The 14,420-nt window shown below is 65.0% G+C and carries 10 protein-coding genes and 3 pseudogenes; 3 read left to right on the top strand and 10 right to left on the bottom strand.

Annotated elements, in window-relative coordinates; translation table 11 throughout:
- Positions 1 to 37: 37 nt before the first annotated feature.
- The 10 genes and pseudogenes from Z052_RS18785 to Z052_RS18745 form a co-directional block, all read right to left on the bottom strand.
- Positions 38 to 1,180, bottom strand: a complete 1,143-nt coding sequence (locus tag Z052_RS18785; protein ID WP_094520064.1) for a glycosyltransferase family 4 protein — start codon at positions 1,178 to 1,180, stop codon at positions 38 to 40.
- Positions 1,177 to 2,097, bottom strand: coding sequence for a glucosyl-dolichyl phosphate glucuronosyltransferase (gene aglG, locus Z052_RS18780; RefSeq protein ID WP_094520065.1), 921 nt, complete (start codon positions 2,095 to 2,097; stop codon positions 1,177 to 1,179). The genes Z052_RS18785 and aglG overlap by 4 nt, the downstream gene beginning before the upstream one ends.
- Before the next feature lie 168 nt (positions 2,098 to 2,265).
- A complete protein-coding gene (locus Z052_RS18775; protein ID WP_094520066.1) occupies positions 2,266 to 3,279 on the bottom strand; it encodes an NAD(P)-dependent oxidoreductase in 1,014 nt (337 codons plus the stop codon).
- The gene (locus Z052_RS18770) at positions 3,276 to 4,259 is read right to left on the bottom strand and encodes an NAD(P)-dependent oxidoreductase (protein ID WP_094520067.1); all 984 of its coding nucleotides are present in this window, start codon (positions 4,257 to 4,259) and stop codon (positions 3,276 to 3,278) included. The genes Z052_RS18775 and Z052_RS18770 overlap by 4 nt, the downstream gene beginning before the upstream one ends.
- Positions 4,252 to 4,914, bottom strand: a pseudogene (locus tag Z052_RS21470) (UDP-sulfoquinovose synthase); the annotation flags it as partial. The gene Z052_RS18770 and the pseudogene Z052_RS21470, both read right to left, overlap by 8 nt.
- Before the next feature lie 150 nt (positions 4,915 to 5,064).
- Positions 5,065 to 5,706, bottom strand: a pseudogene (locus Z052_RS21465) (LAGLIDADG family homing endonuclease); the annotation flags it as partial.
- Positions 5,707 to 5,909: 203 nt separating this feature from the next.
- Positions 5,910 to 6,456, bottom strand: a pseudogene (locus tag Z052_RS21460) (NAD-dependent epimerase/dehydratase family protein); the annotation flags it as partial.
- 122 nt (positions 6,457 to 6,578) lie between these two features.
- On the bottom strand, positions 6,579 to 7,472 hold the full coding sequence (locus Z052_RS18755) for a TrmB family transcriptional regulator (protein ID WP_086215937.1): 894 nt from the start codon (positions 7,470 to 7,472) through the stop codon (positions 6,579 to 6,581).
- Positions 7,473 to 7,865: 393 nt separating this feature from the next.
- The gene (gene glmS, locus Z052_RS18750) at positions 7,866 to 9,758 is read right to left on the bottom strand and encodes a glutamine--fructose-6-phosphate transaminase (isomerizing) (protein WP_099289353.1); all 1,893 of its coding nucleotides are present in this window, start codon (positions 9,756 to 9,758) and stop codon (positions 7,866 to 7,868) included.
- Positions 9,759 to 9,760: 2 nt separating this feature from the next.
- Complete coding sequence (locus tag Z052_RS18745) at positions 9,761 to 10,936, bottom strand: sugar phosphate nucleotidyltransferase (RefSeq protein ID WP_086215936.1); 1,176 nt, start codon at positions 10,934 to 10,936, stop codon at positions 9,761 to 9,763.
- Between the two features lie 92 nt (positions 10,937 to 11,028).
- On the opposite strand from Z052_RS18745, the gene Z052_RS18740 reads away from it, so the two are divergent.
- From Z052_RS18740 to Z052_RS18730, 3 genes are all read left to right on the top strand, one after another.
- Positions 11,029 to 11,409, top strand: coding sequence for a response regulator transcription factor (locus Z052_RS18740; RefSeq protein ID WP_049929707.1), 381 nt, complete (start codon positions 11,029 to 11,031; stop codon positions 11,407 to 11,409).
- A gap of 176 nt (positions 11,410 to 11,585) precedes the next feature.
- On the top strand, positions 11,586 to 12,653 hold the full coding sequence (locus Z052_RS18735; protein WP_094494924.1) for a HEAT repeat domain-containing protein: 1,068 nt from the start codon (positions 11,586 to 11,588) through the stop codon (positions 12,651 to 12,653).
- A partial coding sequence (locus Z052_RS18730; RefSeq protein WP_099289352.1) for a glycosyltransferase family 2 protein occupies positions 12,650 to 14,420 on the top strand: 1,771 nt, incomplete at its 3' end. The genes Z052_RS18735 and Z052_RS18730, both read left to right, overlap by 4 nt.

Raw genomic sequence — 14,420 nt, 5'->3', positions numbered from 1 at the left:
TGTGTTTACGTATTTATGTCTGTGAGTATAAAACGGCTTAGGATCCTGCGTCACGCAAACGTTTGAGGATGTGTTGATATCGTTCGACAGCGGCCGTATAACTATATTCGTTTTCGATGAGTTGTCGGCTGGCTATGCTCATTCTCTCAAGATCGGAGCAACTAAGGGCGTCTCGAATAGCGTCGGCAACATCATCTGAGGTCTCCTTGTGTAGGTGGAATCCGGTCTCACCATCCCGGACGGCATCGGGTACGCCAGAGACTGGTGTGGAGAGGACCGGTGTTCCACATGCTAGTGACTCAAGAATCGTAGTCGGTAGGCCTTCAGTTGGATGTGACGGGAGAACGAGCAGTTGCAGTTGGTTCAGTTCTGCCGGAATATTGTTATGATCTACCCACCCAGCGAACTCGATGTGAGGACTATCCCCAGCTGTGGCTTCGAGCTCTCCACGAAGGGGTCCGTCACCAATAAATCGAAAGGTGACATCTTTGGGGAGATACTGGGCAGCTCGCGCGAGTGTCCGGACATTTTTTTCCTCATCAAGTCGCCCAACAAAGCCGACAACTCGATCACGCTCTGCGTATGGTTCTTGAACAGCAAATAACTCTGTATCCACGTATCGAGCACCGTGTGCGAAAAGCTTTGATTGGAAGTCGTCGAGTTCGAGTTCGGCGGCCATCTCAGGCGTGTACGTGATGATTGCATCTGCGAGGTGGTAGCAAGTGCGTTCAAGCGCCCAAACACACTTGGCAAGCGTGCGGGCAACCACCGTCGGCAGCGTTCGCTCCCAGTTCAGTCGGAGCGTGAGTGGGACGTCGCCACGTGGCTCGAGTACTACTGTCTTGCCGATGAGTTGAGAAAAGAGTACAGGAAGGAGATAGGATGTCGCACCGAAGAAGAGTACGGTATCCTCATCGGAGCCGGCGATAGCTTGGCACATACGGATTTGGTTCCGGAGAAAGCGTAGCGCCGCTGTGAGGACATTTGATTGACCGGCTCCTTTATTGGTTACCTCAACGACATTGTAATGGTCCCAAATCGTCGAATCTTCCGGAAGATCAGCGGTAACGAGTGAGACGCTTGTTATCCCACTAAGAATGTCGAGTAACGTTCGGGTTGCGTTCTCGCCGGCTGCGCTAAGCGGGTGAGTAACGACACAGACACCGGTAGTTTCTGTCATCGGTACCTCACTAATCCGTACGTATATCCCCCACCGACACACCCAGTAAATACGATCAGCATCAATAATTGTATCACAGCTGTGATCGACGGCGCTCGAGCCAATCTCTTCATTCGACTGGGAACGAAGTCTTTGATCAGATCACGCAGGAACTCTCCTTCTTCACCACCAGATTCAGGCACAAATGTCTCCATCGCTCGCTTTGAGTAGCCCTGCCAGAATGCACGATCCAGTAACCACAGGGGCTCAGTCCGGTAGTCAAACACCTTGTGTGACACAGTCGCATCAGGATTGTACCACACTGACTCCCCGTATTCCGTAGCCAGCCTCGCACAGAGTTCCGTCTCTCCGCCTTGTAGATTTGCATCTCCTTTCCGTCCACCAATATCCGTATCGAATCCACCCAGATCCAGAAACGTTTCTCGATCGAACGAAATATTCGATCCGAAGGTGTTCCGAACCCAGCCCGGACCATCGGTAAATCCCCGGTGGGTCACGCCGACCAGCCAGTAGAACTCTTCTGGTAGAAACACTGGCTTTCCCGCAACCCAGTCTCCAACCATCATTCCGCCGACTGCGTGCGCATCCTGCTGTTGGTACCCCCGAACTAACCCTGTAACCCATTCTTCGTCCGCGACTGCATCATCATCGATGAACGCTACAACGTCTCCACTTGCCAGCTCTGCGCCCGTGTTCCGGCTTTCCAACAACCCGACATTCTCCTCGTTACAGTGGACGACCACGTCCTTGCAGTCACCGTAGTCATCAACAACCCGCTCATACACGCTCTCGCTCCCGTCAACGACGATGACCAGTTCCGTGTCGTTGTAGGATTGCCTAAGCACGCTTTCGGCTGCCTCTCGGAAATGATCGTACATTTCCAGCGAGTACGTACAGAGAACGACCGATACTCTCACTATCGACAGCCAGAGGGAGCAAGGTCAAATGGTTTCTGGGTTTCCGTTCGGGATCAGGATGTCGGTATTAGGGGTTATACGCCTATCCTCATCTTGTATATCTCACTACAGATATCCTCTCCACATCCAGGCAGCACCTCCTATCAGAATTAGTCAGACGCTCAAATGCTAGGTCTCTAATTGTTCTAAAATCGATTTATTCACCCGCTCTCTATTCTCCCATCCTAATTCCTCACGAGCGGCCGACACGTCCACTCCAAACTCCTCAACCATTGTCTCAGCACTTCGTGGATTCTGGACTAATTCCACGTCCACGTTGATGTCGCGTTCCTCACGGGTTCCCTCTCGTACAATCTCTGCTAGCTCCATCACGCTCATTTCCTCATCACTTGCAATCTCGTACGTCTCGGTCCCAGTCACCCCACGGTCTAACTGCTCCAGCAGTCGCTCCGCACTCCGAACGTACGCCCGAGCTACGTCTTTTACGTGGACAAAGTTCCGTGCCTGTGTCCCGGGTTCGTACACCGTCAACGTCTCACCAGCGAGCGCCCGGTTCACGAAGAAGTTGATCACGGTCGGCTTCCCCACCTCCGTCCCGTCCACGACGTGTTCGCCGTAGAGGTTCGACTTCAGAAAGAGGTGTGCCGGGAACGCACCGTCCGCGAACGCCTCGATTGACCGCTCACCAAGCAGCTTCGTCCGCCCGTACCAGTTCAACGGATCACGCGGCTGGTCGGCCGTGATCGGGAACTCCTCAGGATCACCTAACACGGCCATACTGAATGGAAACGCCAACGCCGCACCCGTCTTCCGACAGAACCACGCCACGTTGTTCGTTCCCGTAACGTTCACCTCGTACGCTAAGTCAGGGTTCTCATCGCAATCATCAACCCCGCTGATCGCCGCGAGGTGACAGACGACGTCCACACCGGCAAGTGCGTCCTCCAATCGATTCCGATTCCGAATGTCGACGTGTTGAGTCTCGACATCACCGATCGCATCGACCTGGGCGCGGTACCCGTTGTCGAGCGCAATGATCTCCCAGTCGGGATACGCCTCCTGGAACTCCACGACAACGCGACTACCGATGTAACCGGCCGCGCCCGTCACCGCGACCGTCGGCGACTCGATTTCCTTGTTGCCAGTCCCACCGTCCGTCTCCGTCTGTGTCGTGTCTGTCATGCTTGGGTCGCCTCCGTACCGGTCAGCTCGTTCGCGATATCCCGAATGCCCTCCCGCAGCGTCCACTCTGTCTCGAAGCCCGTCTCGGCCAGGCGGTCGAAGTTCACGTGATAGGAGGGGCCGGGCTGTTCGTCCTCGAGATACGTCACGTCTAGGTCGCGCTCCAGTTCCTCGCGGACGATCTCCGCGATCTCCGCGATCCGGTAGTTCCCCTCGTTCGAGCCGACGTTGTACACGCGCTGAGGCCACGAATCGGGATCAAGGGCGGCGTCGAGGTACGCCCGCGCCGCATCGCGCACGTGGATGAACGGCCGCCAGTTCGACCCGTCGCCGTACACCGTCAGCGGCCGGTCGGTGAGCCCACGGAAGACGAAGTGGTTCACCACGAGGTTGAACCGGACACCCGGCGACCAGCCGTAGTTCGTGCTCATCCGGAGCGCGGTCGCGTCGAAGTCGTACGCCTCGACCGCCTCGTCGAGCAGGCGCTCGCAGGCGACTTTCGACTCGGCGTACGGGTTGAGCGGGTTCTGCTCGGTCGTCTCGTCGATGTCGCGGCTCGCTGCGCGCCCGTAGTTGTTACACGAGGAGGCGACAACGACGCTGTCAACGTCGAACTTCCCCGCGGCCGTGAGCACGTTCTCGGTACCGTCGCGGTTCACGGCAAACGTCTCCTCGCGCCGGTCGTGCGTCGACGCGGCGCCGGTGATCGCCGCGAGGTGGATCACGGCGTCGGCGCCGCGGGTCGCGCTCTCGACGGCGCCATAATCGCGGACATCGCCCCGGCGGAAATCGAGCCGGTCGCCGACACAGCCGGCGAGGTGCGCCGGCGAACCGTCACCCAACGAGTCAAGAACGACGACCTCACTCACACGTTCGTCATCAAGCAGCCGCGGGACGAGCGCGCTGCCGATGTAGCCGCACCCTCCCGTAACGAGGACCCGCTGGCCGGCATCGGAGACGTCGCCGCCCGACTCACTCATCGGTCAGCACGCCGGGCAAGAACCGGTCCTCGTGGGCCGCAATCCGGTCACGCTCTTCCACGAGCGTGCCGAGCACGTCGCGGATCCCGGACTCCAAGTCCTGACGCTGGCCGCCGACCAATTCGAGGAACCGCTCGTTTTCCATCTCCATTTTGTGCTCCTCGTCCTCTTCACGTGGGTTCTCGTAGTGCTTCACCTCGGCGTCGAGGTCGAACTCCGCGCCGACCTCGGCGATCGTCTCCGCCAGCTCGACGATGGCGATCGGCCGAGTGACCTGATTGTACACGTCGATCCCGTCGTCGCCGGAGTGGCCCTGCTCGACCAACCGCACGAGACTCTCGACGGCGTCTTCGAGGCTTACCATCGGCTTGCGCTGTTCGCCTTTCCCGTACACCGTGATCGGGTAGCCCGCCACGGCCTGCGCGCAGAATCGGTTGACGACCGTGCCGAAGTAGTAGTCAAAGTCGAACCGTGTCGGGCTTTCGTGTTCACGCGTCTCGTCGGTCTCAGTCCCGTAGACGATGGCGGTCCGCACCTCGCTCATCGGGAAGTCGAACTGCGACTCCGCGAGCCGCATGTTCGCGGCGTCGAACGACTTCGAGTTACCACACCAAACCGGATTCCCACCCCGTCTAACGAGTACGAGGCCGCCATCGACAGTACAGCAGTACACTGTCCCATCGTAGTGTTCTCTATCGAACGCATCTCCGTGCTGGTTCGTCTGTAGACACCAAGACGGCTGTATGCCGATCCGGTACTCCGGCTTGGTCTGAATGCCCGGCTTTTCACTTCGATCTATCTGTCCGAGTGTTGCTCCGTACCCTAGTTTCAGCGCAATCTCTTGGACGTCGTCTGCCAACTGCTCAGAAGACGTGTAGTAGCGCCATCCGCGCCCGGCGTCAGTTCCATCCCCCTCAATCAATGAATCAAGTAGTACTTGTAATCGCTCTCTCGGGAGGTTTCGGGCCCACTCTGGAATCCGACGCTCGTCGGCGAACTCCCGTAGATACGTCGCCAATTGCTGGTCGCTAATCTCGATATACTCCTGATTCGCATCTCGGAAGTGTCTTATTTTCGATTCATCGAAACCGATATCTGTGAATAATCTCGTTAGTTTTTGTGCCTCTGTCTGATATATCCGAACGTTATTAGCTTGTTCAGCTTTTCCAACCGATCCTTCTGCGAGCCACCACCCGAAGAACCGAAGCCAAGCATCCGTTGGAATCTCTTTTTCCTCTATTTTGATGATTTGTCCTTCGAATTGATTGATACTCTGTTCACACTCCGGAATCGTGAATGATGACTGGTCGTTCCCTTCCCAGTCTGGGAAGCCACTAAAGAAACAAGGTGTGGAAACCTCTTCTCCAAGATCTTCTGCGCGGATTATGTCGCGTCGGTCCTCGAAGGTTTGTATTCCGTCGCCAGCCCAGCTCGTCCCGACCAGCATCCGGTGGTTCGGAGTCACTTTAAGATCCAGTCGACGATTGGAGACAGTCACCATCTCTCCCTCGTACTGGTACGATTGGACGTCTGATGGCTCTGTCCAGTACGTCTCGCCCGACTCCTCGCTCATTGCTATTACTGTGTGGTCTGACGTGAGCTCTGGAAAGGAAGTCCATCCCTCAGACGTCAGGATCTCAGTCTCGTCATCGTAACATTGGTGGTACCAGCTACCGCCCATCGCGGGGAACGGCACCTCGTCCGAACCGCCCTTTCGGTCGACCTCCAGGCCACCTTCCGGGATCGGGAAGTGCGGGGCGCCGTAGATGCCGGTCGTCGTCGTCTCGATGAAGTGGGTGTCCGACAGCCCCGTCTCGTGGAGGCCGTGGAGCAGGTTCAGCGTCATCGAGACGTTGTTGCGCTGGGTGTACAGCGCGCGCTCGCCGTTGATCGACGAGTAGGGCGCGCTGGGCTGGGCGGCCGCGTGGAGCACGGTGTCGGGCTCGTGGGTGTCCAGCAGCTGGAGGACGAAGTCGCGGTCCGCGAGGTCGCCCTCGACCAGGCTGAGGTTCTCGACGCGCCCGAACCGCTCTTCGGGCTCTTCGACCCGCGTCGCCGACACGCTGCCCGACTCGGCGACCCAGTCGCGCCGCGAGAAGTCGTCGACGCAGACGATCCGTTCGTCGACGCGGTCGGCCAGTCGCAGCGCGGTCGGCCATCCGAGGTACCCGTCGGCACCGGTGAGTAGCACAGTCATCGTTACTCGGTAGTCGAGTAACTACGAGTAAATGCTTTGCGGTTAGGTTCGCTGTCGCGAGAGCGACCGGGGCGAGAGCGACGCGTCCGCGCCGGTCGACGCCGCCCCAGTCGGCGCTCACACTACTCGACGGCGCCTCCGCCCGCGGTCGGGTCGCGTTCGGCGTCGGGGTCCGGATCGGCGGGGACGCTCTCGTGGCGCCACAGCAGGTCGAAGTACTGCCACATGCCCGCCACGAACGACGGGTTCTCCGTCACCGCGGCCTGCCGGTGGTGGTTCGGCACGTCCTCCTGTTCGACCATGAGCAGCCCCTGTCCGGACTCGTACGACAGGCTCGGGTCGACGAAGGTTCCGCGCCACGGAAGTACGCGGTCGCTCACGCGCACCGCGACCGACGGGAACTCCGCGGCGAGCGAATCGCGGATCTCGGCCTGTCGCTCCCGGTTCTCCGCCGAGAGCGAGTCGGGGTTCAACAGTAGCACGTCGATGTCGACGCCGCGGTCGACCGCGTCCCGCATCGCCGGCCGGACCGCGTCGACGTACCCGAAGCTCTTCGAGAGCACGTACACCGCCTCCTCCGCCTCGCTGAACAGCCGCCGCGTCTCGCGCTCGCTCGGCTCCCCCACGTCGACGACGTGGAACAGGTCCTCGGTCGGGCTGAGCTCGTCGACGCCGCGGTCGCGGACCGGCGCGTACTCGTCGACGAACGCTTCCTCGACGGCCGCCACGTCCTCGCGGAACCGCTCGTAGGCGTGCCGGCGGTTCTCGACCGCGCGCTCGGCGATCGCCGCCGGCTCGTGGGGCTCGTACCGCTTCGGACGGCCCGGGATCACCTTCACGTACCCGGCCTCCGAGAGCGCGTCGAGGACGCCGTAGATCCGCGCCTTCGGGATCCCGGTCGCCTCGGCGAGGTCGGGCGCCGTGGTCCGGCCGAGGAGCAGCAGCTCCTCTAACGCGTCGGCTTCGTACTCCGTCAGATCGAGCAACGAGAAGAGGTCTTCCCCGGAATCGGCCATAGGCGTTCGTCCTCGTTCGCTCCGTAAGTACGTACTGGTGCCGCCGGAAGGGTTATTACGTGGGCGCTAATACGGTTACTCAGAACATGAGTAACTCCAACCCCACCGACGACGCGCACCTCGCCGACGTCCCCGACGGCGCGGGCTGTACGGAAATTTGGGAGCGCCTCTCCGACGGCCGCGACGAGGAACCGGACGAGGAGTAGCGACTAATTTTCTGGGCGCCGATTTCTGCGGTTCACCGGCCCGATGCCGGCTCGACGCCGGTTCGGGCCTCGGGTACCGCCGGGTGTGGGTGCGGAACAGACGCCGGGTGTCGAACGGAGCAAACACCGGGTGTCGAACGGAGCAAACACCGCGGAACAAGCGCCGCCGAAAAGAGCCGAAACTGCGCTACTCGACCGTGACGCTCTTCGCGAGGTTCCGCGGCTTGTCGATCGATCGGCCCTTATCGTTCGCCACGTGGTACGCGAACAGCTGGAGGTAGACGTTCGCGACGAGCGGTTCTGCGATCCCAACGTCCGGGACCGGAAGCGACACGTCCAGCGTACTGTACTCGTCGCCGGCGGAGACGCAGCCGATCGCGGGCGCTCCGCGCGTCTGCGCCTCGGTCACGTTGTTCATCGTCTCATCGGCGCGCGCGCCGTCGGTCAAGACGGCCAGCACGGGGGTGTCGGGCGTCACGAGCGCGAGCGGGCCGTGTTTCAGCTCGCCGGCGGGGAATCCCTCGGCGTGGTCGTAGGAGATCTCTTTGAGCTTCAGCGCGCCCTCCAGCGCGACCGGGACACCGAGCTTCCGGCCGACGAAGAAGAACGCCTCGCTGTCGCCGTACTCGGTCGCGGCCTCACGCACGCGGTCCTCGTTGTCGAGGACCTGCTGGACCGCACCGGGGAGGTCGCGGAGCCCCTCCAGCACGGGGCGCGCGTCAGCGGCGGCCAGCGCGCCGCGCTCGCGGCCGATCGCCACCGCGAGCATCGTCAGCGTCGCCACCTGCGAGGCGAACGTCTTCGTCGCGGCCACGCCGATCTCGGGGCCGGCCCGGATGAACGCGGTGTCGTCCACCTCGCGCGTGACGGTGCTGCCGAGCGTGTTCGTCACGGCGAACGTCCGCGCCCCGGCCGCGTTCGCGCGGCGGATCGCACCGAGCGTGTCGGCGGTCTCGCCGCTCTGGGTCACGGCGACGACGAGCGTGCGGTCGGCGCTGCGGCCCGCGCCGAACTCGTACTCGCTCGCGGTCTCGACGGTCGCGCGCACGCCGGACAGGTCCTCGAACAGCTGCGCGGCGTAGCGGCCCGCGTAGTTGGAGGTGCCGCACGCGACGATCTGGATCTCCTCGAGGTCGGCGAGGAAGCCCGGCGGGAACGAGACGTCGATGTCGGCGTCACCCGCGTCGACGTCGAGCCGTCCCGCGATGCTCTGGCGCAGCGACTCCGGCTGCTCGTGGATCTCCTTCCGCATGTAGTGTTCGTAGCCGCCCTTCTCGGCCGCGTCGGCCTCCCACGTCACCGTCTCCGTCTCGCGGTCGACCAGCTCGCCGTTGGCGTAGACCTCGACGCCCTCGGCCGACAGCGACGCCACGTCGCCGTCTTCGAGGTAGGTCACGTCCCGGGTGTGTTCGAGGAACGCCGTCACGTCGCTGGCGACGAAGGTGGCGTCCTCGTCGTGGCCCAACACGAGGGGGCTGCCCCGGCGTGCCACGACGATCCGGTCGTCGCCATCGCGGACCGCACAGATCGCGTAGCTCCCCTCCAGCCGGCTCTCGACGGCTCGCACCGCGTCGAGGAGGCCGCCGGCGCCCGACGCCGCCGCGAGTTCCTCCTCGATCAGGTGCGGGATGACCTCGGTGTCGGTGTCGCTCGTGAACTCGTGGTCGGACAGCTCCGTCTTGAGCGCCTCGTGGTTCTCGACGATCCCGTTGTGGACGACGGCGACGTCGCCGACGCAGTCGGTGTGCGGATGGGCGTTCTCATCCGTCGGCGGACCGTGCGTGCTCCAGCGCGTGTGCCCGATCCCGAGCGCCGCGTCGGCCACGTCGGGCACGGTGAGGTTGTCGACCTCGCCCGACCGCTTCGCGACGGTGAGCCCGCTCGCCTCGCCGACGAGCGCGACCCCCGCCGAGTCGTAGCCGCGGTACTCTAGATTGCGGAGCCCCTCGTGGACGATGCCGCCCACGCGGGCGAACCTGCCCCCGTCGCCCGCGGCGTCGCCGGTCGCCCCGTCGTTCGCGGCCGACTCTCCGTCGTCCAGCGCGATACCGTCGCCGATGTAGCCGGTGATTCCACACATCGTTATCCCCTCCGAACGACCGCGCCCGACTCGATCCGCCCGTCGATCACGACCCCCGCGTCGGCGGTGACGTCGTCGCCGACGACCGCGCCGTCGGCGAGCGTCGCGCCGCTCCCGACGGTGGCGTTGTCGCCGACCACGCCGCCGAGCTCAACGCCGCGGTGGACGGCGTCGCCCACGACGACCGTCGCCGGGCCGCCGGCGACCGTCGCGTTCGGACCGATCCGGGCGTTGCCGGCGACGATCGCGTCCCTGACCACCGCCCCGGCGCCGATCACGGCGTCGGGGAAGATCACGGCGTTCTCCACGACCGCGCCCGCCTCGACGGTCGCGTTACTGCCGACCGCGGTGCTGCCGCCGATCGTCACGTTCGGGCCCACGCGGACGTTACCCGCGAGCGCGGCGTCGTCGGCGACGGTCACCGAGTCGCCGAAGGTGGGACCGTCGGCGTCCGACGCCCCGGAATCGCCGATCAGTGCCGCGTTCACGGTCAGGAGGTCCCACAGGTTCGACACGTCGAGCCAGCGGCCGTCGTACCGGACGGCGGACAGCGTTTCGGTCGCGGCGAGGTCGTCGAGCGTCGCCGTGATCGCCAGCTCGCCGGCCACGTGCGTCTCGCGGATCGCGTCGAAGACGGCCGGGGAGAAGGCGTAGACGCCGGCGTTGATCTGGTTCGTCTCGACGGCCCCTTCCGGCTTCTCGTCGATGTCTGTCACGCGGTCGCCGTCAAGCGTCACCACGCCGTACTGGCGCGGGTTCGCGGCGGTCGTGACGGCCATCGCGGGGAGGTCGTCGTCGATCGCCCGGTCGCGGACCTGCGAGACGACGGCGGGGTCGACGATCCGATCGCCGTTGAGCACGACGAACGGGCCGTCGACGACCGGCTCGGCCTGTAACACGGCGTGGCCGGTTCCCAGCTGGGTCGACTGCTCGACGTACTCGATCGTCACCCCCCAGTCGTCGCCGTCCCCGAAGTGGTTCCGGATGCGCTCTTGCTCGTAGCCGACGACGAGGACGATCCGGTCGATCGCCGTCGCCGTGATCGCCTCGACCACGTGTTCGAGCAGGGGCCGGTTCGCCACCGGCACCATCGGCTTCGGCCGCCGGTTCGTCAGCGGCGTCAGGCGCCGTCCCTCGCCCGCGGCGAGGATCACCGCGGTCACGGATTCGCTTCCCATACGGGAACGGTCCGTCCGCCGCGATTTAAATCGTTCGCGGGACCGAGCGTCGGTGCCGAAAAGTAAAGTGGCCAACCGAACGTATTTCTAACGTGGCTAAATCGGCCGTCATCGCGGACGACGACGAGACGATCCGGTCGATCCTCCAGTACAAACTGTCGAACGCGGGGTACGACCTAACGGTGTGTCTCGACGGCGAGGAGTGCCGGCAGGCGTTAGACGAGGCCGACGCCGCCCCCGACGTGGTCGTCCTCGACGTGATGATGCCGCGGATGAAGGGTACTCAGCTGCTGCGGACGATCCGGCGCGGCGAGCTCGCGGTCGACCCCGAGGTCCCCGTCGTGATGCTCACCTCGCGCGGCCAAGAGGCCGACGTGTTGAAGGGGCTCGACTCCGGCGCCGACGAGTACCTCACGAAGCCGTTCAGCCCGAACGAACTGCTGGCCCGGATAGACCGACTGGTCGAGGCGTAACCGTGCCGCTCGCGGCCCCGACCACGGCGACGTCCGTGTACGGTCCGCTCGCGGGTCCTCAGTCGGGGACGCTCTCGCTCGCCGTCGTCGTGCTCGGCTCGCTGCTGTTCGCGGCCGCGGTCCTCACGCTCGGGTACTCGCTTCTCGCGGCCCGGCGACGTCGACGTCGCGTCCCGATGCGCGCCGCACTGCGGTCGGAGCTCCTCGACCGGCTCTACGGCCGCGACGACCCGGCGTGGGACGAGTGGGTCGCCGGCCTCTCGGCGGCGGAGCGGGACGAACTGGAGTCGCTGCTCGACGTGTACCTCCGCGAGCTCGACGGTCGCGACGCCGACGCGCTGGCCGGACTCGGGCGAGCACTGGGCGTCCACGAGCGGGCCCGCCGCGAGATCGCGAACGGCGGCTACTGGGACCGCACCCACGCGCTCGTCTGGCTCGCCCTGCTCCGCGACGCGCCCGACCGCGACCTGCTCAGAACGCACTGTACCGAGACGCCGCGGGAGCGCGCCGCGGCCGCTCGGGTACTGTACGCGGCCGAGACGGACGACTGCGCGACGACCGGCGTCGACCTGCTCCTCCGCGACGAGCCGGAGTCGTTCTCGGTGTTCGGCGTCGACACGCTGTACCGCGTCGCCGAGCGCGACCCGAGCCCGTTCTTCGAGCGGGCGGCCGCCGACTTCGCGAGGTGGCCGCCGGCGCTCCAGCGGCAGGCGCTGCTCGTCGTCCGCCACCTCACCACCGTGGTCGGGGATGCCGATCTCTCGTGGGTCGTCGGGTCGCTGTCGAGCCCCGACCCGAGCGTCCGGTCGGCAGCGTGGCGGGCGCTGGGCGCGTACGGGTGGAACCGGGCGGTCAGGGACACCGTCGACCTCGCCGCGATCGCCGCCGACCCGACCCCGCCGGTCCGCGCGAGCGCGTACCGAGCGCTCGGGACGTGGGGGGACGCGGAGGCGATCGCGGCGATCGAGGCCGCCGGGACCGCGGACCCCGACGCGCGGGCGCGGGTCACCGCGGCCGAGACGCTGGTCTCACAGCGGACCTCGGCGGAAGCGGTGGACCCGAACGACCCGCCGCGCGCCGACCTCGGGGCGGACCGAACCGCGTCCGCCAACGGTCGCTCCGTCGACGAGACCGCCGCATTCGATGTCGCGTGGGCGTGGGCGGTCGAGCACGCCCGCTTCGATCGGCTCGCGCGAGACATCTCCCGCGACCGCGACCGGCTCCACGACGAGGTGCGCGGATGACGACGCTCGAAGCCCTCGGGACGACGCTCGTCGTCGGGTCCGGCGTGTTCATCGTCACGTACTACCTGCTGATCAACGTCGGCTACCTGCTGATCCACGTGCTCGCGCTGGTACAGCTCCGGGACAGCGTCCGCGAGTCGGAGTGGACCCCGTCGTTCCGCGCGTTCGACAGCCCGTTCTACCCCGGCGTCGCGATGGTCGTGCCGGCGTACAACGAGGCGGCGAGCATCGTCGAGAGCGTGCGCTCGATGCTCGCGCTCAACTACCCCGACCAGGAGATCGTCGTGGTCAACGACGGCTCCTCGGACGCCACGCTCGAACGGCTCGAAGAGGCGTTCGGGCTCCGCCCGGTCGACGCCGAGGTGCCGTACGACGTGCCCTCGGAACCGATCCGGGGCGTGTACCGCTCCGCGACCCACGAGAACCTCCTCGTGGTCGACAAGGAGAACGGCGGGAAGAGCGACGCGCTCAACGCCGGCGTCTGGCTCACCGACCAAGAGCTGTTCTGCGCGGTCGACGCGGACACCGTGATCGACAGCGACGCGTTGTTAGACGTCGTCGCGCCGTTCCTCGAGGAGCCCTCGCGGACGGTCGCCAGCGGGGGCACGATCCGCGTGGCGAACGAGTGCGTCGTTCAGGACGGACAGGTCAAGGAGGTGAACCTCCCGAAGACCGGGCTCGCGGGCGTTCAGGTGATGGAGTACCTGCGGGCGTTCTACTCGGGGCGGCTCGGGCTCGCCCGGCTGAAGGGGCTGATCCTCATCTCCGGCGCGTTCGGCGTGTTTCGGACCGACCGCGTCCGCGAGATCGGCGGCTACCGCCACGACACGATCACGGAGGACTTCGACGTGGTGGTCCGCCTCCACGAACACCTCTCGGACAACGACGTCGACTACCGGATCGAGTTCGTCCCGGAGCCCGTCGCGTGGACCGAAGTCCCGGAGACGCTCCGGACGCTGGGGCGCCAGCGGCGGCGCTGGTACCGCGGCATGATAGAGACCGTTGTCGCGAGCCGGCGGATGTTCTTCCGTCGGGCGTACGGTCGCGTCGGCACGGTCGTGTTACCGTTCTTCACCGCCGCCGAGGCGCTCGGCCCGCTCATCGAGGGGTTCGGCTACGTGTTGCTTCCGCTGGGGTGGTACCTCGGCATCCTCAACGTCGAGTTCTTCCTCCTCTTCCTGCTGCTCACGGTCGGCGCCGGCGTGTTCCTCTCCTGGTTCGGCGTGTTCAGCGAGGTGTGGAGCTACAACCGCTACGAGTCCCCGTGGGAAGTCCTCCGACTGCTCTGGTACGGCGTGTTAGAGAACTTCGGCTACCGCCAGTGGAAGACGATCGTCGCCTGGCACGGCCTGATCGAGTACCTCCGCGGCGACCAGTCGTGGGGCGCCATGGAGCGGCGGGGCTTCGGCGATGCGGGGACCGACAGCGCCGAGGCGGCGGGCGCCGCCGGGCCAGGTGTCGCAACGGCCGCGGCGACGGACTCAGAGGCCGGACCGGACGATTCGGCGTCCGAAACGGGTGCCGCCGCGGCGGCGGCGGACGACGGCGGATTCGTCTGGGTCGACCGGCTCGTCGACGCGTCGGACACGGACGGGTTCCGCTGGCTCGCCGGGGTCGCGGCCGACGAGAGCACCGGCCGGTTCGTCCCGAGCGGGGAGCTGACCGCCGGCGCCGGCGACGGGGGATTCGTCTGGACGACCGACTTCTCGGAGGGGGTCGGCGACGGGGGATTCGTCTGGGTCACCGACCCGTCGCTCGGCGCCGGCG

Origin of the sequence: Halorubrum sp. C191 (genome assembly GCF_002727095.1) — an archaeon.
GTDB lineage: Archaea > Halobacteriota > Halobacteria > Halobacteriales > Haloferacaceae > Halorubrum > Halorubrum ezzemoulense.
Note: the sequence above shows the minus strand (reverse complement) of the source record. Positions and strands in the feature narration are given on the sequence as shown.